At 63.5% G+C, this 18,896-nt stretch carries 19 protein-coding genes; 7 read left to right on the top strand and 12 right to left on the bottom strand.

Features of this window, described 5'->3' with window-relative positions:
* Positions 1–32: 32 nt before the first annotated feature.
* Positions 33–311: a hypothetical protein gene (locus X744_RS144780; RefSeq protein WP_023761935.1), complete on the top strand. Its 279-nt coding sequence runs from the start codon at positions 33–35 to the stop codon at positions 309–311.
* Between the two features lie 21 nt (positions 312–332).
* Here the strand turns inward: X744_RS144780 and hdaA are convergent, their stop codons facing one another.
* The 4 genes from hdaA to X744_RS144800 all read right to left on the bottom strand — a co-directional run bounded on the left by hdaA (position 333) and on the right by X744_RS144800 (position 3,907).
* Positions 333–1,037, bottom strand: coding sequence for a DnaA regulatory inactivator HdaA (gene hdaA, locus X744_RS144785; protein WP_023761934.1), 705 nt, complete (start codon positions 1,035–1,037; stop codon positions 333–335).
* Position 1,038: 1 nt separating this feature from the next.
* Positions 1,039–2,247 (bottom strand): AI-2E family transporter, encoded by a 1,209-nt coding sequence (locus tag X744_RS144790; protein ID WP_023761933.1) that lies wholly within the window; start codon positions 2,245–2,247, stop codon positions 1,039–1,041.
* Positions 2,219–2,776, bottom strand: coding sequence for a CDP-alcohol phosphatidyltransferase family protein (locus tag X744_RS144795; RefSeq protein WP_023761932.1), 558 nt, complete (start codon positions 2,774–2,776; stop codon positions 2,219–2,221). Before X744_RS144795 ends, X744_RS144790 begins: the two co-directional genes overlap by 29 nt.
* Positions 2,777–2,965: 189 nt before the next feature.
* Positions 2,966–3,907, bottom strand: coding sequence for a methyltransferase (locus X744_RS144800; RefSeq protein WP_245266822.1), 942 nt, complete (start codon positions 3,905–3,907; stop codon positions 2,966–2,968).
* A gap of 296 nt (positions 3,908–4,203) precedes the next feature.
* Here X744_RS144800 and purM point away from each other — a divergent pair, with 296 nt between their 5' ends.
* The 3 genes from purM to X744_RS144815 are packed head-to-tail and all read left to right on the top strand — an operon-like array spanning position 4,204 to position 6,562.
* Entirely contained in the window at positions 4,204–5,325 is a 1,122-nt protein-coding gene (gene purM, locus X744_RS144805; RefSeq protein ID WP_031260959.1) for a phosphoribosylformylglycinamidine cyclo-ligase, read from the top strand.
* Complete coding sequence (purN, locus tag X744_RS144810) at positions 5,322–6,035, top strand: phosphoribosylglycinamide formyltransferase (protein ID WP_023761929.1); 714 nt, start codon at positions 5,322–5,324, stop codon at positions 6,033–6,035. Before purM ends, purN begins: the two co-directional genes overlap by 4 nt.
* Positions 6,036–6,052: 17 nt before the next feature.
* Positions 6,053–6,562, top strand: a complete 510-nt coding sequence (locus tag X744_RS144815; protein ID WP_023761928.1) for a histidine phosphatase family protein — start codon at positions 6,053–6,055, stop codon at positions 6,560–6,562.
* Between the two features lie 209 nt (positions 6,563–6,771).
* On the opposite strand, the gene X744_RS144820 is transcribed toward X744_RS144815, so the two are convergent.
* The gene (locus X744_RS144820) at positions 6,772–7,029 is read right to left on the bottom strand and encodes a DUF680 domain-containing protein (RefSeq protein WP_023761927.1); all 258 of its coding nucleotides are present in this window, start codon (positions 7,027–7,029) and stop codon (positions 6,772–6,774) included.
* A gap of 581 nt (positions 7,030–7,610) precedes the next feature.
* Between X744_RS144820 and X744_RS144825 the strand changes: the two genes are divergently transcribed.
* Positions 7,611–8,288, top strand: coding sequence for a response regulator (locus X744_RS144825; protein ID WP_023761926.1), 678 nt, complete (start codon positions 7,611–7,613; stop codon positions 8,286–8,288).
* Complete coding sequence (locus X744_RS144830; RefSeq protein ID WP_023761925.1) at positions 8,285–9,637, top strand: sensor histidine kinase; 1,353 nt, start codon at positions 8,285–8,287, stop codon at positions 9,635–9,637. The genes X744_RS144825 and X744_RS144830 overlap by 4 nt, the downstream gene beginning before the upstream one ends.
* A 17-nt stretch (positions 9,638–9,654) precedes the next feature.
* Here the strand turns inward: X744_RS144830 and X744_RS144835 are convergent, their stop codons facing one another.
* From X744_RS144835 to X744_RS1000000172590, 6 genes are all read right to left on the bottom strand, one after another.
* On the bottom strand, positions 9,655–10,533 hold the full coding sequence (locus tag X744_RS144835; protein WP_023761924.1) for an ABC transporter permease: 879 nt from the start codon (positions 10,531–10,533) through the stop codon (positions 9,655–9,657).
* Positions 10,534–10,633: 100 nt separating this feature from the next.
* Positions 10,634–11,488: an ABC transporter ATP-binding protein gene (locus X744_RS144840; RefSeq protein WP_023761923.1), complete on the bottom strand. Its 855-nt coding sequence runs from the start codon at positions 11,486–11,488 to the stop codon at positions 10,634–10,636.
* Positions 11,489–11,648: 160 nt separating this feature from the next.
* Positions 11,649–12,662, bottom strand: a complete 1,014-nt coding sequence (locus tag X744_RS144845) for an ABC transporter substrate-binding protein (protein ID WP_023761922.1) — start codon at positions 12,660–12,662, stop codon at positions 11,649–11,651.
* 150 nt (positions 12,663–12,812) lie between these two features.
* Positions 12,813–13,607, bottom strand: coding sequence for a 4-hydroxy-tetrahydrodipicolinate reductase (gene dapB, locus X744_RS144850; RefSeq protein ID WP_023761921.1), 795 nt, complete (start codon positions 13,605–13,607; stop codon positions 12,813–12,815).
* An 18-nt stretch (positions 13,608–13,625) separates the two neighbouring features.
* The gene (locus tag X744_RS144855) at positions 13,626–15,719 is read right to left on the bottom strand and encodes an ATP-dependent helicase (protein ID WP_023761920.1); all 2,094 of its coding nucleotides are present in this window, start codon (positions 15,717–15,719) and stop codon (positions 13,626–13,628) included.
* 84 nt (positions 15,720–15,803) lie between these two features.
* Positions 15,804–15,977, bottom strand: coding sequence for a hypothetical protein (locus X744_RS1000000172590; protein WP_023761919.1), 174 nt, complete (start codon positions 15,975–15,977; stop codon positions 15,804–15,806).
* 450 nt (positions 15,978–16,427) lie between these two features.
* Between X744_RS1000000172590 and X744_RS1000000176310 the strand changes: the two genes are divergently transcribed.
* Positions 16,428–16,580 (top strand): hypothetical protein, encoded by a 153-nt coding sequence (locus X744_RS1000000176310; protein ID WP_023761917.1) that lies wholly within the window; start codon positions 16,428–16,430, stop codon positions 16,578–16,580.
* Positions 16,581–16,646: 66 nt separating this feature from the next.
* Here X744_RS1000000176310 and X744_RS144860 read toward each other — a convergent pair whose 3' ends face one another.
* Positions 16,647–18,755, bottom strand: coding sequence for a molybdopterin oxidoreductase family protein (locus X744_RS144860; RefSeq protein ID WP_023761916.1), 2,109 nt, complete (start codon positions 18,753–18,755; stop codon positions 16,647–16,649).
* Between the last annotated feature and the right edge of the window lie 141 nt (positions 18,756–18,896).

Below are 18,896 nucleotides of genomic sequence, written 5' to 3'. Positions count from 1 at the left end.
CCGCTCGAACTTCGGCAAACGGGGAATTTCAGATGCTTGGGATCGATGCTTGGGTGTCGCTGTTTGGACCGGCCCACCTTGCCTATGCCGGCATAACGGTTCCCTTCATGGTGACGTGGGCGACTGCCTGCGCAGCACTGGCGATGTGGAACCGGGAAAGCCGCAGACAGGTCAGGCAGGCCCCAGGCGCCATCGTCTCCCGCTCCTGGCGTGCCAGTATAGGGATGTTTGTGCTGGTTGCCGCCGGCTATATCGCCGCCCACTCAGCCGTCTACCTCTTGGTCCGCCATTTTGCCAGAATGTGGCTGTGAGATCAGCCTCCTAAATTCAGCCTAAATCTCGAACTCGCCCTGCCCTTCATCCATGGCACTGACGGTTTCTGCGGCGAGCGTGCGCGTGATCGGCGTCTTGCGCTCGAGCGCGGTGCGGTCCAGCCTTTCCACCACGCGCATCGCTGTCGCCAGCGAGCGCTCGATGCGGCGCACCAGATACTGCACGACATGCGGCTCGACCTCGACCTGGCGGTCGGCGAAAAGCTTGGTGATGACGCCGGCGAGCAAGAGATCGTCGGGCTCATGGATCTCGACCGTCGCCGCCGCCTTCAATCGTGAGGAAAGGTCAGGCAGCCTGACACCCCAGGCCGACGGAAAGCGGCGCGCCGTCAGGAGCAGTGTCGAGCCGGCACCGCGCACCGCGTTGATCAGATGGAACAAGCCTTGTTCATCAATCGCTCCTTTATCGACATCGTCGATCAGTGCCGCGCGGGCGCCGAGATTGGCGATGCTGTCACCGATACGCTTGGCGTCGACCGCCACCGCGTCGGCACGTTTGCGCCATATGGAGGCCAGATGTGTCTTGCCCGAACCGGCGGGACCGGCCAGCACCACAACCTTCGAAGGCCAGTCCGGCCAGCGATCGACCAAGGCTACAGCCTGGTTGTTGGTGCCTGAGACGACGAGCTCGTCGCGCGTATAGCCGGTGCCATGGCCGAGATCGAGCGGCAACTGGCGCGGCGGGTCGGTTGGTTGGCCAGTCACTTCAGCGACGCGGTTGCGTGCGGTGGCCGCCGCCGCGATCTTCCGGAAGCTGCGGCACAGGCGCCGCGCCGTGGCCCTTGTAAAGCGGCGATTCGAGATAGCGGGCGATGGCAAACCGCACCAGCACGGCAACGGCAGCAGAAGCCGGCACCGCGATCAACAAGCCGACGAAGCCGAACAGCGCGCCGAACGCAAACAGCGAAAACATCAACCACACCGGATGCAGGCCGACGCTTTTGCCGACCAGTCGCGGCTGCAGGATGTTGCCTTCGATGAACTGGCCGATGAAGAACACCACCGCGACGGCGACGATCATCGTCCAGTCCGGCCAGAACTGGACGAAGGCTACGCCGACGGCGAGCACCAGTCCGGTGAGCGAACCGACATAGGGAATGAAGGAGATCAGCCCGGCGAACAGGCCGATGAGAATGCCGAAATTCAGCCCGGTCAGCGTCAACCCGGTGGCATACATGGCGCCCAGCACCAGGCACAGCGTGCCCTGGCCGCGCACGAAGCCGGCGGTGGCGGTGTTGATGTCCTTGGCGATGGCGCGCACCGTCGCGACATTGTCGCGCGGCACCCAGCTGTCGATGACCGCCACCATGCGATCCCAGTCGAGCAGCATGTAGAAGGCGACCACCGGCGTCACCACGAACAGGCTGACCACCGAAACCAGCGCCACGCCGGAACTCCATATCGAGGTGAAGACCGTGGTGAGCAGGCCGAAGCCGGAGGTCAGCAGCGAATTCAGCCCGTCACGCAGGCCATTGGCGTTGACACCGAATTTCTGTTCCAGCCATTTCGGATCGAAAGACGTGATCAGGCTCTGCAGCCGGGTCAGGTATTCCGGCAATTTGCCGGCGAAATCGGCCATCTGCGTCGCCAGCACCGGAATAAGGATGACGAAGGCCAGCACCAGCACGATGAGGAAGGCGATGAGGATGACCACCGTCGCCATGAAGCGCGACAGGCCGAGGCGCTGCAGCCGGTCAGCGACCGGATCGAGGAAGTAGGCCAGGACCATGCCGGCGACGAACGGCAAAAGGATGCCTGAGAAGACGTAGAGGAAGACCGCCAGCAGGACGGCGCTGATCAACCAGAAGCGGATCTGGCGGCGAAACGCCAGAGACGCAGTTTCGCCTGCCGCCGCAGCCTCGGCGGCCGCTTCGATTGATTCCTGGTCAGGTGTCCGGTTTGGAGCCTTCGCCATAGCCGCTCATATGCCTCAGCCAAGCCACGAGATAGGCCGCGGCCGAAGCCACGGTCAAGACCCCGGACAGCAATATGAGGACTGGCCTTAGCGGGTCGAGGTGAACCGACAGGGCAAGTTCGCCGAGCACCACCGAGGCCAGCACGATCTGGATGGCGGTGTTGGCCTTCGACACGAAAAGCGGCTTCATCTCGACCGGATGAGCCATGACGGAGGACAATAGGACCGCGCAGACGATCAACGCATCGCGCGACACCATGGTGATGACCAGCCACAGCGGCAATTGCCCGATAAAGCCCATGACGACGAAGACCGAAACCAGCAGCAGCTTGTCGGCCATCGGGTCGAGATAGGCGCCGAGCCTTGACTGCTGGTTGAACCGGCGGGCGATAAAACCGTCGACGCCGTCGGAAATGCCGGCAACGAGAAACCCGGCAAAGGCCCAGTCCCAGCTTGCCTGCAGCATTGCCAGCACCACCGCCGGCACCAGAACAAAGCGCAGGATGGTGATCAGATTGGGGATGGTCAAAGCGTGCCTGCCGGGTTTGCTTCTGATACATGATGGAGACGGAGGAGGATCGCAAGGGAGCAGCGCGCCAGACATGGCAAAGGTCTGTGTGTGAACCACCCCTGCGCCCTGCCGGTCGGCCATCTCGACAGTCTCGGGTATGCGATGTCCCTAACCTTCACGGAAAAGGTGCGGCGACACTTTGCTTGATCAGACCGCAGACGCCTCGAGGATGGAAATGGGTCCTCGGGTCTGAATCACTCGTTCAAGGCGTAGCCCGGCGGCGTCGAACAAGCTTGCATATTGGGTCCGCGTTCTCTCCAGGCCGCCAGTGACGGCGAGCATGACCACGTCGATACCCTTGATCTGGTTCGGTTCGTCACCTGGCGGCACGAGCGTCTCGGCCACAAGCACCTTCCCGTTCGGCAGCATTGCCTTGCGGCAATTTCGCAGGATCTCCGCGGCACGCCCATCATCCCAATCGTGAACGACCTTCTTGATGATGTAGACGTCACCGGTGGGAACGCTTTCAAAGAAATTACCGGCGACAAATTCGGTGCGCGGCAGGTCGCCTCCGGCACCCTGGCGTGCTGCCGCGACGCCCGAAGGCAGATCGAAAAGCACGCCGTCCAGGTGAGGGTTGCGCGCCAGGATCGCCGAGAGAAGCTGGCCATGTCCGCCGCCAACGTCGACGATCCGCGTGAACGGCTTGAAATCATAGGCTTCGGCAACGGCCTCGTTACTGCCTTGGCTCAAGGCGACCATGGCACGCTGAAACAAGGCAGCCTGCTCCGGATGTTCCGACAGCCAGTCAAACCTTGGGCTCCCGAAAACCTTGTCGAAGGCCGGCTTTCCGGTGCGAACAGAATGCAGGAGCTGTTCGAAGGCAAGATAGGCTTCGCTGTTGATCATACGGATGAAGTCACGGGGACCCGGCCGATCGGAGCGCAGCACCGCACCAACCTCCGTCAACTCGAAATGACGGGGCAGCACTTCGCTAAACACCCCTTCAGGCGCGAGAAGTCGCATTACACGATAAAGCGAGTCAGCATCCGATTGAGTGGCAGCCGCCAGTTCATCTACCGACCGCTCGCTGGCAGCCAGGAGATCGGGGATGCCGAGTTCGATAATGACGCGCAGCGCCTGTGACACGGCGAATCCGAGGCCTAGCCTCATGATCTGTTGCGAAGGATTGAGCATGGCCTGTTCCCCGATGCCTGATGACTGGCAACAGAGCACCAACAACAACTACTTACAAGGATGCAAAGGGGTGAGGCGAAATGGAGACGCGAGGTTTTGCCTCCGATGAGAAACGAGGGCGGAGGAGATTTTGCACAAGGGCGCCATCGCCTCGCTTTTATCGGGGGCAAAAGCCAACCATTCCGTCGTCATCCTTGCGAGGCGCAGCCGTTCATGCGAAGAGCCCGCAAACGAGCAGGAAAATTGCGATGAGCAAGCGCTACACAAGCCAGCCCAAAACGGGCCAGCCCAAAACGAGCAAGCGCAGGAACGGGCTCACCAACGGGCTCACCTATGCAGAGGCCGGCGTCGATATCGACGCGGGCAATCTCATGGTCGAGAAGATCAAGCCGCTGGTGCGGGCGACGCGCCGGCCGGGCGCCGATGGCGAGATCGGCGGTTTTGGCGGCCTGTTCGACCTCAAGGCCGCCGGCTTTATCGATCCGGTGCTGGTGTCCGCCAATGACGGCGTCGGCACCAAGCTCAAGATCGCCATCGATGCCGGCAAGCACGATACGATCGGTATCGATCTCGTCGCCATGTGCGTCAACGACATCGTCGTGCAGGGTGCCGAGCCGCTGTTCTTCCTCGACTATTTCGCCACCGGCAAGCTCGATCCCGACCAGGGTGCCGCGATCGTCGGCGGCATTGCCGAGGGCTGCCGCCAGGCCGGCTGCGCGCTGATCGGCGGCGAGACGGCCGAGATGCCCGGCATGTATCACGGCAACGACTACGACCTTGCCGGCTTTGCGGTGGGCGCGGCAGAACGCGGCCAGCTCTTGCCCACCGACGACATCGTCGAAGGTGACGTGCTGCTGGGCCTGGCTTCCTCGGGCCTGCATTCGAATGGATATTCGCTGGTGCGCCGCATCGTCGCCGTCAGCGGCCTGGCGTGGGGCGATCCGGCGCCATTCAACGACGAGGCCACGCTTGCAGAGGCGCTGCTTGAGCCGACCCGCATCTACGTCAAATCGATCCTCAAGGCTATTCGCAACACGCATGGCATCAAGGCGCTCGCGCACATCACCGGCGGCGGCTTCCCGGAAAACATTCCGCGCGTGCTGCCCAAGGATTTTTCGGCCGAGCTCGACCTCGAGGCGATCGACGTCCCTCCAGTGTTCTCGTGGCTGGCCAGGACCGGCGGCGTGGCGCCGGAAGAGATGATGCGCACCTTCAATTGCGGCATCGGCATGATTTTGGCGGTCGCGTCCGGCCAGGCGGCGCAGGTCGCCGCCGTGCTGCAGGAGGCCGGCGAGACGGTGACGCCGATCGGCCGCATCGTGCCGCGCCGAGATGCCGGCGTCATCTATCGGGGCTCGATCGGCCTATGAGCGCGCAGAGGAAACGCACCGTCGTCCTGATCTCGGGGCGCGGCTCCAACATGACCGCGCTGATAGCGGCAGCCAGCGACCCGGCCTTCCCGGCCGAGATCGTCGGCGTCATTTCCGACAAGGCCGACGCTGCCGGCCTCGGCATCGCCAGGGCGCGCGGCATCGCCACGCAGGTCATTCCGCGTGCCGATCATGGCAGCAAGCAGGCGCATGACGCCGCCATCGACGCAGCGCTCGCGGCATTCAACGCCGAGATCGTGGCGCTGGCCGGCTACATGCGCATCCTTACCCCCGGCTTCGTCCAGAAATGGCAGGGCCGCATGATCAACATCCATCCTGCCCTGCTGCCTGCATTCAAGGGGCTCGACACCCATGCGCGTGCACTCGCCGCCGGCATACGCATCCATGGCTGCACCGTGCATTTCGTCACCTCCGAGATGGATGACGGCCCGATCATCGCCCAGGCTGCCGTGCCGGTGATGATCGGTGACACTGCGGATACACTGGCTGCCCGCGTGCTGAAGACCGAGCACCGGCTCTATCCGCTGGCGCTGGGGCTGGTCGCCGAGGGCAAGGCGCGCATGGAGGCCGGCCGCACCGTGCTTGCCCACTTTGCCGACGATGCCGACAACAGCACCTCGGTGGTGATGGCCCCCGACCCGCTGCGCGAGGAAGCTGACCTCGAGCATCTGGCGCGCATCACGCCGTGAGTGTCGAGAGCGTGGCGATGAAACAGCTTCTCCTGCTTCGCCACGCCAAATCGAGCTGGGACGATCCGGCACTCGATGATTTCGACCGTCCACTCACCGATCGCGGATTGAAGGCAGCACATTTGATGGGGCGTGAGCTTGCGGCGCGCGACTGGCTGCCGGAACTGGCGCTGGTGTCGCCGGCATTGCGCACCCGCGACACCTGGCGGCTGGTGGCGGCGGAACTGCCTGCGCATCCCAAGGTCGCATTCGCCAAGGCGCTCTACGACGCTTCAGCGGCGGATATTCTAAGCCAGATTCGTCAGGTCGATCCGTCGGACGGCAGCTTGCTCGTGGTGGGACACAATCCGGGTCTGGAAGATCTGGCCAACCAGCTTGCCGGGCCAGGATCGGAGGCCAAGGCGCGCAAGAAGCTCGAGGAAAAATTCCCGACAGCGGCCCTCGTGCGCTTCGTTTTCGAGGGCGACTGGTCGGCCTTGTCTTGCGCCCGGCTGACACATTGTCTGCGGCCGAAGGATCTGGGCTAGAATCCAGGCGCGGCAGACCGAGCCTGCCATGCAGCGGACCCCAGCCAATCCAATTTTATTTTTGGCCGAGAACTGTTTGTTGCCGACAGCGAAGATTGGCCGCTTGGGCCAGCGCCCCCGGCTGGTGCTACTCTGCGCAAAAAACAAGAGCGGCGGGCCAAGCCCACCGCTCTTTGTAGTCAAGACTTGGTAGTCAAGACTTGCCTGGATTAGCGGCCCCAGATGCCCCGGCCAGACTCAGCCGGCACCTTAGCGTTGGCGTCGCCCTGTGCCTTCGAGGGCTTCAGGATCGAGCCGGTGTGCGAGGTGTCGATGTTGAAAGTCGACTGGCCCGAAATCGACTGGCTCGAAGTCGACTGATTGGGAACCGGCTGGTTGGCATTGTAGGAGCCGTAATTGTCGCTGCCGGCGAAGGCGGTGCCCGTGGCAACGAGAATGGCGGCGGCGGTGAGTGCGATCTTGGTCATTTTATTTACTCCAATGGTTCTCTGTTCTGTCCGTCTAGTGCGTGCCCTTGGGAGGAATTTCGCGTCGCTCGGACCTCCCCGAGATGGGTTTGCCCTGCCGCGGATTCCAATCACGAAGATGTTCCAAAGATTGTGAGATTTCGGCCCTTGAAATTCGACAAATGGCCTTGGCAATCATAATTTTATCGTTCAAAATCAAGTAGTTAATATACATCACCACCGCGGGCGCGACCGTGCACCGAGCCGGTCGTTCACCAAGGGCTGCACGGTCCGTCAACGGAAAACGAACCGATCGGTTCGATTTGTCTGGATCGACTGGTTCAAGCTTTCTCTTCCGAGCGCCGAAAGGGTTCCAATTGTGTGGCCTGACCTACGCCGGATGACAGCCGGCTGTGTTTTCACGGCTTCCAATCTGTCGGTTCGGAGGCTGAGGTTCACGGTGCCCGTCGGCCGTGCATTTGCCTTGGCGTCAGATCGATATTATCGCTTGTGCACGACCATCAATCGGACGCGACCTTGGCTGTGCCGGTCGAAGAACGGGCGGAATTCCGGGTGACCTGCTTTCCAGGAAAGCGATAGAAATGCGGCTGCTGCTCGTCGAGGACAATCGCGAACTGGCTGACTGGCTGGGCAAGACTCTGCGTCAGGCGAATTATGTCGTCGACATCGTTCATGACGGCGAGGATGTCGAGCACGCGCTGGCCGCCGGCGACCACGCGCTTGTCATCCTGGACTTGGCGCTGCCGCGCATGGGTGGGCTGGAAGTGCTGCGCATGCTGCGGGCGCGCGGCAACCGAGTGCCGGTGATCGTGCTGACCGCCAATGCCAGCCTCGACGGCCGGGTCAAGGGTCTTAATGAAGGCGCCGACGACTATCTGGCCAAGCCCTTCCAGATCGAGGAGCTCGAAGCACGCATCCGCGTGCAGCTGCGCCGCGCCAATGACCGCACCGCGCCCGTCGTTGCCTGCGGCGATCTCGTCTTCGACACCAATACCCGCCTGTTTTCACTCGCTGGCGAGACGTTGGCGCTGACGCCGCGCGAACACGCAGTGTTGGAGCAATTGATGGTCAAGGCCGGACGCACAGTGAGCAAGGCGGCGTTGTCGGCCGCGATCTATGATTTCGAGACCGACGCCGACCCCAGCGCCATCGAGATCTATGTGCACCGTGTACGCAAGAAGCTCGAAGGATCTCGTGTCCAGATCGCCACCTTGCGTGGCCTCGGCTATCTCTTGCGCCATGACGATTTGGCGCCATGAGGACTAGCAGCCTCCGTTTGCAGTTGCTGGCCTGGGTGGTGTTGCCGCTCGCCGGGCTCGCCACCATCAACCTGTGGACCAGCCACCGCGGCGCGCAGGCGACCGCCGATCTGGTCACGGACCGGATGCTGTTGGGTTCCGCACGTGCCATCGCCGAGCAGGTCGCCATCGTCGACGGCGTGCTCGACGCCACGGTGCCGCCGGCGGCGATCGAGATGTTCGACACCGGCGATCGCGACAGCGTCTATTATCGTGTCGAGACGGCTGGCGGGCGTTTGCTGACTGGCTACCCAGACCTGCCCAAGGGTCCGAGGCAGCGCAGCATGGAAGCGGTCTATCGAGACCACGCGCTGCGGCTGCTGACATTCAGTCATGCGGTGGTCGGCGCCGGCACTGACTCTCCAATATCCGTCACCGTTGGTGTCACGCCGGCCGGGCATGATGCGATGGTGAAACGGCTGTGGCTGAGCGCCTTTGCCCAGCAACTGGCGCTGGTGGCCATTGCCGGCATCTTCGTGCTGCTCGGGCTGCGTCGCGGTCTGGCGCCGCTGATCCGGCTGCGCGACGCAGTGCGCTCGCCAGGCCGCAGCAAGCTTGATCCGATCGAAGTGCCGGGGGCGCAAAGCGAGATTCAGCCGCTGATCGATGCGTTGAACGCCTACATGGAGCGGGTACGCGCGCAGATGGCGGCGCAACGCCGCTTCATCGCCAATGCGGCGCACCAGTTGCGCACACCGCTGGCGCTGCTGTCGACACAGGCAAGCTACGCGCTTCGCGAAAGTGCTACGGAGGCGCGCCAGGAAGCCCTGGTGGCGCTGCAGGCAAGCTCCGGCAAGCTGGCGCGGCTGGCCGAACAGTTGCTGACCTTATCGCGAGCCGAACCCGGTAGCCGGCGGCCGCGCGCCGACCGCATCGACCTGACCGACGCCGCCCGGCACGTGCTGGAAACCCAGGCGCCGGCCGCAATCGCTCGCAGGATCGATCTCGGCTTCGAGGAGGCTGGCCCCGTACCGGTCATCGGCGACGGCACCATGCTGCGCGAGATGATCGTCAATCTTGTCGACAATGCGCTTCGCTATTCGGCAGCCGGCGGCAGCGTCACGGTGAGACTGGCGGCCACAGACGGCGAAGCCGTGCTGACGGTCGCCGATGATGGGCCCGGCATTCCGGCGGAAGAGCGAGACCATGTGTTCGAACGCTTCTACCGCATTGCCGGTTCGACGGAGGAAGGCAGCGGGCTTGGCCTCGCCATCGTGCGCGAGGTCATCGAAAATGCCGGCGGACGCGTCACCCTTGGAGATGGCGCGACCGGTGGCCTGGTGGTTGAGGTAAGATTGCCTTTGGCCTGATCGCATGCCGAAGTGGATCAGGTCCCCTGCTCGTTGAACGGCGCCGGCCGCCATTTGACGACGTAGTTCTCGAAGCGGGTGATGATGAACTCCACCACCAGCGCCATCACCGCCAGGATGATCATGGCGGCAAAGACACCATTGGCGTTGAAGGCGCCCTGCGCCGTGGAGATCAGCAGGCCCATGCCTTGCTTGGCGCCGAGGAATTCGCCGACCACCGCGCCGACCAGGGCAAAGCCGAAGCTGACATGCAGGCTGGCCAGGATCCAGCTCATCGCCGACGGGATGATGACGGTGCGGGTGATCTGGAATGGCGAAGCGCCGAGGATCTGGGCGTTGGCGATCATCGCCCGGTCGGCCTCGCGCACGCCCTGGAAGGCGTTGGCGAAAACGACGAAGAACACCATTACCACGGCGAGCGCCACCTTGGAGGCCATGCCGAGGCCGAGCGCGATGATGAACACCGAGCCCAGCACGACGCGCGGCACCGAGTTGGCGATCTTGATGTAGATCGAAAAGACGTCCGCCAGCAGCCGGTTGCGGCCGAGGATGATGCCCGCGGCGATGCCTCCGACGGCGCCGATGACGAAGCCGAGGAAGGTTTCCTCGAGTGTCACATAGATTTGCACCCAGAGCGGACCTTGCGACGTGCCCTCGGTGACCCACACCCAGATCTGGTCCCAGATACCGGACGGGCTGGCGAAGAAGAACGGATCGATGATGTTGTGGTCGGCACCGAGTTCCCATAGGCCGAGGAAGACGACCAGGATAGCCAGGCGTAGGCCGATGACCAACGCATGCCGGCGGCGGAGCCGCGCCTTCGCCCGGCCTTCGGCAACGGCAATGGAGGCATCGCGGACGGCGGCTTGGGAAGTGGTGGGAGATATGGCGGTCATGGCAGCGTCTCCTCTCAGAGCAATTCCAGGAAAAGCGCCAAGCGGTTTTCCGTCCGGAATTGCGAAAAACAAAACCATTAGAGCGGGTCGGCGACCCGCTTTAATGGCCGGTTTGCAAGGTGCGGCTCTGGCCGAGTTGCACTTCCTCGCGCAGGTCGTTCCAGATCACCTTGGCGATCTCGACGAATTTCGGGTCGTAGCGAATGTCGGCCATGACGCGCGGACGCGGCAGGTCGATGCGGTAGACGCTCTTGACCGTGCCCGGCCCGGCCGTCAGCACATAAACCTTGTCGGCCAGTGCCACTGCCTCCTCCAGGTCGTGAGTGACGAACACGACGGAAGACTTCTGCTGCGACCACAGACCCAGCAGCTCGTCCTGCATGGCGGTGCGCGTCTGCATGTCGAGCGCGCTGAACGGCTCGTCCATCAGCAGGATCTTGGGCTGGTTGATGAAGGTCTGAGCAAGCGCGACGCGCTTGCGCATGCCGCCGGACAGCTGGTGCGGATAGTGCTTTTCGAAGCGGCCGAGGCCGACACGGGCGATCCAGTCACGCGCCAGTTCATAGGCCTGCGCCTTTGGCATGCCGCGATAGAGCGGGCCGGCGGCGACATTGTCGATGACACTGCGCCAGGGAAACAGCGCGTCAGCCTGGAAGACGAAGCCGATGTCGCGGCTGATATCGGTGACGGGGCTGCCCATGACACGGACATTGCCTGTCGTCGGCCGCAGCAGCCCGGTGACGAGATTGAGCGTCGTCGACTTGCCGCAGCCGGTCGGCCCGACGACGCAAGCGAATTCGCCGCGCGCCACCGTCATGGTGAAATCGCGGATCGCCGTCATCATGTGGCCGTCCGGCGTGACGAAGCGCAACGTCACGTCGTCGATGGCGATCGCCGCATCGGCTGGCAGTGCGGCCTGAGACAGCTTCTCGGCCGCCATGGGTTGCAGTTGCATGGCACACTCCTGTCGCAATCGGGCAAGGGAGCCCACAGCGCGGCCGCGGGTCTCCTGGTGGTCTGGCAAGGCCGTGCCGCTGCCGGCTAGATTCAAGCAAGCGGCGCAAACCGTTGTTCTTCAACGAGCGGAGACGGGAAGCAGTGCCCGTCGGGCGACGCTACTTGGCAGCGTCGACGAACGTCGTCGTATAGGTCTTCGACAGGTCGATCTGCTTGCCCTGCAGACTCTTGGAGAATGTCGAGAGGACCTTGAGCACGGTTGGCGGGCCGTCGGCCGGCATGCGGCCGTCCGGCGTGAACATCGCCTTGCCGCCGGCCAGCCCCTGCACGTAGAGGTCCCTGTTGCCAGCGTAGTAGTCCTTCGGCATCTTGTCGGCGATCTCCTCGGCCGAATGCGTTGCGATGAACTTCATCGTCATGACGAAGGCATTGGCGAGTTTCTGTGCCTCATCCTTGTGGTCTTCGAGCCAGGCGGACTGGACGTAGAAGGACGCCGCCGGATAGGGGCCGCCCAGCGCTTCCTTGGTCTTTTCAGGGGTACGCATGTCGACCAGGACACTGGCCTCACCGGTCTTCAGCAATCGGCCAATCGTCGGCTCGGTGGTCATGCCGGCCTGGATCTGATCCTGTTTGACGGCGGCAATGAAGGTGTTGCCGGCGCCGACTGGCAGCAGCGTATAGTCGCCGGGCTTCAGCCCGTTGCGCACGGCCAGATACTGACTGAGGAAATCGGTCGACGAGCCGAGGCCGGTGACGCCGAGCGTGGCGCCCTTGAAGTCGGCCGGCGATTTGATTTCGGGATGCTTGGCGGAGACCAGCTCGACCTCGCCCGGCGCCTGGCTGAACTGGACGATCGACTGGATGTATTTGCCCTTCGACTGCAGGTCGACGGTGTGGTCGTAAAAGCCGACGACGCCCTGAACGGCGCCTGCCAGCAATTCATTCTCGGCCTCGACGCCGGCGCGCGAATTGACCAGTTCGACATCGAGTCCCTGGTCCTTGAAGTAGCCGAGCTGCTGGGTGAGTACGGCCGGCAGATAGATCTGTTTTTCCATGCCGCCGACGATGATGGTGATCTTGTCGGCCGCCGATGCCGCCGTGGCGCCTGCCGCAGCGATGACAAGGGTTAGCGCCGCTGTGCGCAAGGCGCACTTCGAGATGAAACCGGTCACGAAACTTCCTCCACTTGGGCGACGCGCCGTGAAGCTGCGCCGCATTCTCCTCCTCGCCGGCCGCTTGAGGACCGGTCATGCGGTGACACCGCGACCCTGTCATGGCACGCCCAAGCTTTCAGCTGGCTTTCAGCCACTGGGCGAAAAAGATCAGCCGCAATGCCGTGCCGGGGCGCCCAGTCCCAGCACGTCGCGCATGTCATATTCGCCGGGTGGGCGCCCCGCCACCCAGAGTGCGGCGGCGATGGCGCCGCGCGCGAACATGACACGGTCGCCGGCCGCATGCGACAGGGTCACGGTCTCGCCCTCGGCGCAGAAGCCGACGCTGTGTTCGCCAATGATACTGCCGCCGCGCATCACAGCAAAGCCGATCTCGCCGACCGGCCGTGCGCCGACGTCGCCATTGCGGACCCGCCTTGCGACCGTTTCCAGGTCGATGCCACGCCCGCCGGCGGCGGCTTGCCCGAGCATCAGCGCCGTCCCCGACGGCGCATCAATCTTGTGGCGATGATGCGCCTCGACGATCTCGACATCCCAGTCGTCGGGATCGAGCGCCTTCGCCGCCTGCTCGACCAATCCGAGGAGCATGTTGAGCCCTAGCGAGAAGCTGCCGGAACGCACGATTGCGATGGTTTTCGAGGCATCGGCGATAGCAGCCAATTCAGCGGCATCGAAACCCGTCGAGCCAATGACCAGGGCTGGACCACCGCGCTCGGCGCAAAACCTGGCCAGGTCGGCCGATGCCTTCGGCGTGGTGAAATCGATCACCACATCGGCCTTGGCAAGCGCCTCGTCGCGGCTCACCAGACCTTCGCCGACGATGCCAGGCCGATGGAAGCGGGCAGCAAGCGCCAGCCGCGCATCGGCCCGGACGGCATCCGCCATCTGGCGCCCCATGCGGCCGAGCGCACCCGCGACGGCGACCTTGATCGGTGGTTGCGACATCGCGCCGACCCCCTGAGACTATTTCCACATTCCGCGCATGCGCGCGCCGATGTCGACGCGCACCTCCGGCCGGGCTGCCCTGCCCTGCGCTGCCTGCGCGCTCGGCCACGACATTTGCTGGAACGCCGCAAGGATCGAAGCCGGGATGAAGCGCGTGCGCGAGGCATAGAGATGGCGGTCGCCGCGCGCCGCCTGGCCGTGCGGAAAGAAGCGTTGCGGCATGACCAGGTTGAGATTGTCCTTGGCCCGCGTCATCGCCACGTAGAGCAGCCGGCGCTCCTCGTCGATATCTTCCTTGGTGCCGACGCCGAGATCGGCCGGAATGCAGCCGTCAACGGTGTTGAGGACGAAGACATTCTTCCATTCCTGACCCTTCGCCGAATGGATGGTCGAGAGGATCAGATAGTCCTCGTCGCGATGCGGTGGGCCGGCCTGGTCGCTGGTCGCGTCGGGCGGGTCGAGCGTCAGTTCGGTGAGAAAGCGTTCGCGCGAGACATAGCCCGATCCGATCTGCTCAAGCTGCAACAGGTCGGCGCGCCTGGTCGTCGCATCTTCGTGGATGCGCTCCAGATGGGGCTCGTACCACAGCCTGATCTGTTCGAGATCGGCCGGCCATTTGGCGCCGGCCCGCAGGCCGGAATAGAGCGAGACGAAGCCCGGCCAGTCATCAGCCGCGCGTTGCGGCGGGCGCCAACCGGCCAGGCCCATCGCTTCGTCGAGCGCCGTCGTCATCGTCTCGACTATCTGCGCGGCGGCCGAAGGGCCGATGCCCGGCATCAGTTGCAGCACGCGGAAGCCGGCGACGCGGTCACGCGGGTTTTCGGCAAAGCGCAACACCGCCAGCACGTCCTTGACGTGAGCGGCATCGAGGAACTTCAGGCCGCCGAACTTGACGAAGGGAATGTTGCGACGGGTCAGCTCGATTTCCAGCGGCCCGCTGTGATGCGAGGTGCGAAACAGCACCGCCTGGGATTTCAACGCGGTGCCGGCCTCGCGCTCGGCCAGGATCGTATCGCAGACGAAATTGGCCTGCTCGACCTCGTCGCGCACGGTCACCAGCCTCGGTCTGTCGGTCGACTTGCGCTCCGACCATAGATTCTTGGTGAAGCGCTCCGAGGCCTCGCCGATCACGGCATTGGCTGCGGCGAGAATGGTTTCGGTCGAGCGGTAGTTGCGCTCCAGCATCACCACGTCGGCGGCCTGCGCGAACTGTTTGGGGAAGTCGAGGATGTTGCGCACCTCGGCGGCACGGAACGAATAGATCGACTGGGCATCGTCGCCCACCACAGTCAGCCCGGCGCCGTCGGGTTTCAGCGCCAGCAGGATCGAGGACTGCAAGCGGTTGGTGTCCTGATACTCATCGACCAGCACATGGTCGAAACGTCCGCTCAGATGCGCCGCTATTTCAGGCTCGGCCGCCATCTGCGCCCAGTAGAGCAGCAAATCGTCATAATCGAGCACGTTCTGCGCCTGCTTGGCCTCGACATAGCCGGCGAACAATTGCTTCAGTTGCTCCGCCCAGCCGGCGCACCAGGGAAAGGCAGACCCCAACACCTCGTTGAGCGGCGCCTGCGCATTGACGGCACGGGAATAGATGGCGAGGCAGGTGCCCTTGGTGGGGAAACGCGCTTCCGTCTTCGAGAAACCCAGTTCGTGGCGGACCAGATTCATCAGGTCGGCGGAGTCCTCGCGGTCATGGATGGTGAAGGCCGGATCGAGGCCGATCTCCAGCGCATAGTCGCGTAGCAGCCGCGCACCGATGCCGTGAAAGGTGCCGGCCCAGGTCAGCGCATCGGTGATGACCGCGGCATCGCGGCCGAGCACTTCGCCGGCAATGCGTTCGACGCGCTTGGCCATTTCGGACGCGGCGCGGCGCGAGAAGGTCATCAGCAGGATGCGGCGCGGGTCGGCACCCTTGACGATCAGATGAGCGACGCGATGGGCCAGCGTGTTGGTCTTGCCCGAACCGGCGCCGGCGATGACCAGCAGCGGGCCGGCGATCTTGCCGTCGCCATGCTCGACGGCCAGGCGTTGGGCATCGTTCAGCCGGGCGAGATAGGCAGGCTGGACGGTCGGTTCCCGGAAGGTCGAATCAGCAGTGGCGAGGTTCATCGCCCATCAAGCATCGTTTCTGCTTTGTTCGCAACGTTGATGCGAAGCAGACATAGCCTAGCGGAGCGAGGAAACGTGTCACCGCTAGCGCTGGGGATCGACGCCCATGGCGGCTGGCTGTCGGCGCAAGGTCTCGCGATCATATTTCAACGGCGGCAACAGCAGCGGGTCGACTGTATTGGGCACGTCTTCGACCATCTTCCTGACGATGCGATAGGCGACATAGGCCAAGGCGCCGGCAACAAGCAGACGAAACATGGTTGCAACACTCCTTTGGAGCAGGACCAACCGAGGAGACGGCATTTGGTTCCCTGCCGATCATCCACGCGCGGTCAAGCATCGAAGGCGGCGATGGCTTCGCTGGCGCTTCCCGATGCGTTCTCGAAGGAACTTGGCGTAGCGAAATTCGTGTCCTGCCTCATGCCGCCGCCTGTGGCCTCGGAGCTGAGGTCGTCATCAGCTCGCGCTCCAGTTCGGCAGGCTCTTGAAGAAGAAGGCCGGCGCCGCTTGGGAGGAAGGGAGCGCCGGCCAAGCGGATGATGAGGTCCGCCGCGCAGCAGAAGTTAGCTGAGTCTTTCCCCAGCGTCATCGGGGGATTGTCTTCGTTAAAAGCGTACCAACAACCAAGGCGCCCGTTTTGCCGACGGCAAGCATTGCGAGTTCGATGCGATCATCTTCGCCACAGGCTTCCGGCCGGGCTATGCCAGATTGTTGCAGCCGGGCATCCAGCCGGGCCGCAGCGGCGTCAATGCGAGGGCTTCGGAGCTCGGCCTTTATCTCATCGGCTTTCACAATCCGGTCACCGGACTGCTGCGCGAAATCTCGATCGAGGCAGAGCAGATCGCCGACGACATCAGCTAGCGACGAAACCGAAGGAAGGCTGCCGAAATCCTGCCGGTATGATTTGGCGCGTGAGGAACTGAGTTCTCAGCCTGCCGCGCGCAGCCAGACCTTGTTGTCGTGGAAGGCAGCACCGCCATAGGGTGCCGGCGCATCGGCGCCTGTCAGCACGTTGATACCCTCGCCACGCTCGTGCGCGCTGTTTGGCCAAATGCCTTCGGCGATGACCACGCCTCGCTTGATGCCGTCGAAGAGTTTTGCGTGCAGCACGACTTCGCCACGCTGATTACCGACTTCGACGCGGTCGCCGTCGGCCAGCCCATGTTCCGCGGCGTCGTCGGGATGCAACAAGAGTTCCGGCCGGCCTTCCCTGGCCTTCGACACCGGCGTCTCCGAGAATGTAGAGTTGAGGAAGTTGCGCGCCGGCGACGTCGCCAGCCGGAACGGATGCGCCTCGTCGGCGACCTCGATCAAGTCGACATGGTCGGGAAATTCCGGCAGCCGCGCCACTGGGCCGAACAGGCCCATGCTTTTCGGCGGCCGGTTGGGTGCCGCCTGCCCGGTCCAGTCGGCGCGGAAGCGGAATTTTCCATCGGCATGGCCAAACCCCTTGATGAAATGCGCGGTGTCGAAATCCGGCTGCAGGTCGACCCATTTGTCTTGCTTCAAGCTGTCGAAGCTGCCCAGCCCGCGCTTGCCCAGGATGATATCGATATGCTGCTGCTCGGTGAGACCGAAACCCGGACGGTCGGCGACCCCGAGGCGCTCAGCCAACTCCTCGATGACGTAATGGTTGGTGTGCGGCCCTGCCGGTGGCTCGATCAATTTGGGGCCAAGCGTGATGTGCTGGTTGCCGCCGCCCTTGTAGACGTCGTCATGTTCCAGAAACATCGTCGCCGGCAGCACGACATCGGCGAGCTTGGCCGTGTCGGTCATGAATTGCTCATGCACGCAGGTGAACAGGTCGTCGCGCAGGAAGCCCTGCTTCACCAGCCGCTGCTCGGGCGCGACATTAACTGGATTGGTGTTCTGGATCAGCATGGCCGTTACCGGCGGGCCGCCATAAAGCGCATCGCTGGCGCCGGTCAACACCGGGCCGATGCGTGAATGGTCGAGATGACGGATCGAGGGGTCGCGCATCTTCGTGCCTTCAAGCACGTCCTGGTTGAGCTTGAAGATGCCGGAATTGGAGTGGAAGGCGCCGCCGCCCTCATATTGCCAGCTGCCGGTGACAGCCGCGATGCAAGATGCGGCATGCATGTTGACGGCGCCATTGCGCTGGCGCGCAAAACCGTAGCCGAGGCGGAAATAGGTTTTCTTGGTCGTGCCGACTATCCGGGCGAAGGCCTCGATCTCGGCGACCGTCAAACCTGTGATATCAGCCGCCCACTCCGGCGTGCGCGTCCGCAGATGGGCCTCAAGCCCTTTCGGGTCGTCGGTGTATCTTTCGAGATAGGCGCGGTCAGCGAGGCCGTCGCGGAACAGCACATGCATGATCGCGCAGGCCAGCGCGCCATCGGTGCCTGGCTTCAGCACCAGGCCGAGATCGGCCTGCTTCATCGTCGCGTTCTCGTAGACATCTATGACGACGATCTTCGCGCCGCGCTCCTTGCGCGCCTTGATGGCGTGGGTCATGACGTTGACTTGGGTCACCACCGCATTGGTGCCCCAGATCACCACGCAGTCGGATTTCGCCATCTCGCGCGGATCGGGACCACGCAGCGCGCCTGCCCCCATCATCCAGCCGGTCCAGGCCAGATTGGTGCAGATCGAACCGAAGAAGCCGGAATATTTCTTGGCATGGCGCAGCCGGTCGATGCCGTCGCGCTGCACCAGTCCCATCGTGCCGGCATAGTAATAAGGCCAGACCGTCTCCGAGCCGAATTTTTCCTCAGATGCGATGAACTTCTCGGCGACCAGATCGAGCGCGGCTTCCCAGCTCGCTTCCTTCCAGGCGCCATCGCCCTTGGCACCGGCGCGGATCAGCGGCTTCAGAAGCCGGTCGGGATGATGGACGCGGTCGGCATAGCGCGCGACCTTGGCGCAGACGACACCGGCCGTATAGCTGTTGGACTTGGAGCCATGGACGCGGCCGATGCGGTTGCCGTCGAGCAGTTCGACTTCGAGCGCGCAGGTCGACGGGCAATCATGCGGGCAGGCCGAATGGCCGATTCTGAGGTTGGCGTGCTGGTTCATGGGTTCAAACTAGTCGTTTATGACGGCGGCGTGTAGGGCCAGATGACTAGCCAATCTCCCCCCACGAGGGCAGGGCTATCGCATATGAGTAAAGAGGCTAAGCAGGTTTTGATCGGCCCATCGTGCCTTGAGTCGTTTGTG

This window comes from Mesorhizobium sp. LNHC252B00 (assembly GCF_000502955.1).
In the GTDB taxonomy this organism is placed as follows: domain Bacteria; phylum Pseudomonadota; class Alphaproteobacteria; order Rhizobiales; family Rhizobiaceae; genus Mesorhizobium.
Note: the sequence above shows the minus strand (reverse complement) of the source record. Positions and strands in the feature narration are given on the sequence as shown.

Excerpts from the sequence above, each read along its gene's own strand:
- dapB (WP_023761921.1), bottom strand. The coding sequence starts at position 13,607 with ATGTCGCAACCACCGATCAAGGTCGCCGTCGCGGGTGCGCTCGGCCGC.
- X744_RS144815 (WP_023761928.1), top strand. The coding sequence starts at position 6,053 with ATGAAACAGCTTCTCCTGCTTCGCCACGCCAAATCGAGCTGGGACGAT.
- X744_RS144840 (WP_023761923.1), bottom strand. The coding sequence starts at position 11,488 with ATGCAACTGCAACCCATGGCGGCCGAGAAGCTGTCTCAGGCCGCACTG.
- X744_RS144830 (WP_023761925.1), top strand. The coding sequence starts at position 8,285 with ATGAGGACTAGCAGCCTCCGTTTGCAGTTGCTGGCCTGGGTGGTGTTG.
- purM (WP_031260959.1), top strand. The coding sequence starts at position 4,204 with ATGAGCAAGCGCTACACAAGCCAGCCCAAAACGGGCCAGCCCAAAACG.
- X744_RS144825 (WP_023761926.1), top strand. The coding sequence starts at position 7,611 with ATGCGGCTGCTGCTCGTCGAGGACAATCGCGAACTGGCTGACTGGCTG.
- X744_RS144820 (WP_023761927.1), bottom strand. The coding sequence starts at position 7,029 with ATGACCAAGATCGCACTCACCGCCGCCGCCATTCTCGTTGCCACGGGC.
- X744_RS1000000172590 (WP_023761919.1), bottom strand. The coding sequence starts at position 15,977 with ATGTTTCGTCTGCTTGTTGCCGGCGCCTTGGCCTATGTCGCCTATCGC.
- X744_RS144860 (WP_023761916.1), bottom strand. The coding sequence starts at position 18,755 with ATGAACCAGCACGCCAACCTCAGAATCGGCCATTCGGCCTGCCCGCAT.
- purN (WP_023761929.1), top strand. The coding sequence starts at position 5,322 with ATGAGCGCGCAGAGGAAACGCACCGTCGTCCTGATCTCGGGGCGCGGC.
- X744_RS144835 (WP_023761924.1), bottom strand. The coding sequence starts at position 10,533 with ATGACCGCCATATCTCCCACCACTTCCCAAGCCGCCGTCCGCGATGCC.
- X744_RS144855 (WP_023761920.1), bottom strand. The coding sequence starts at position 15,719 with ATGAACCTCGCCACTGCTGATTCGACCTTCCGGGAACCGACCGTCCAG.
- X744_RS144790 (WP_023761933.1), bottom strand. The coding sequence starts at position 2,247 with ATGGCGAAGGCTCCAAACCGGACACCTGACCAGGAATCAATCGAAGCG.
- X744_RS144780 (WP_023761935.1), top strand. The coding sequence starts at position 33 with ATGCTTGGGATCGATGCTTGGGTGTCGCTGTTTGGACCGGCCCACCTT.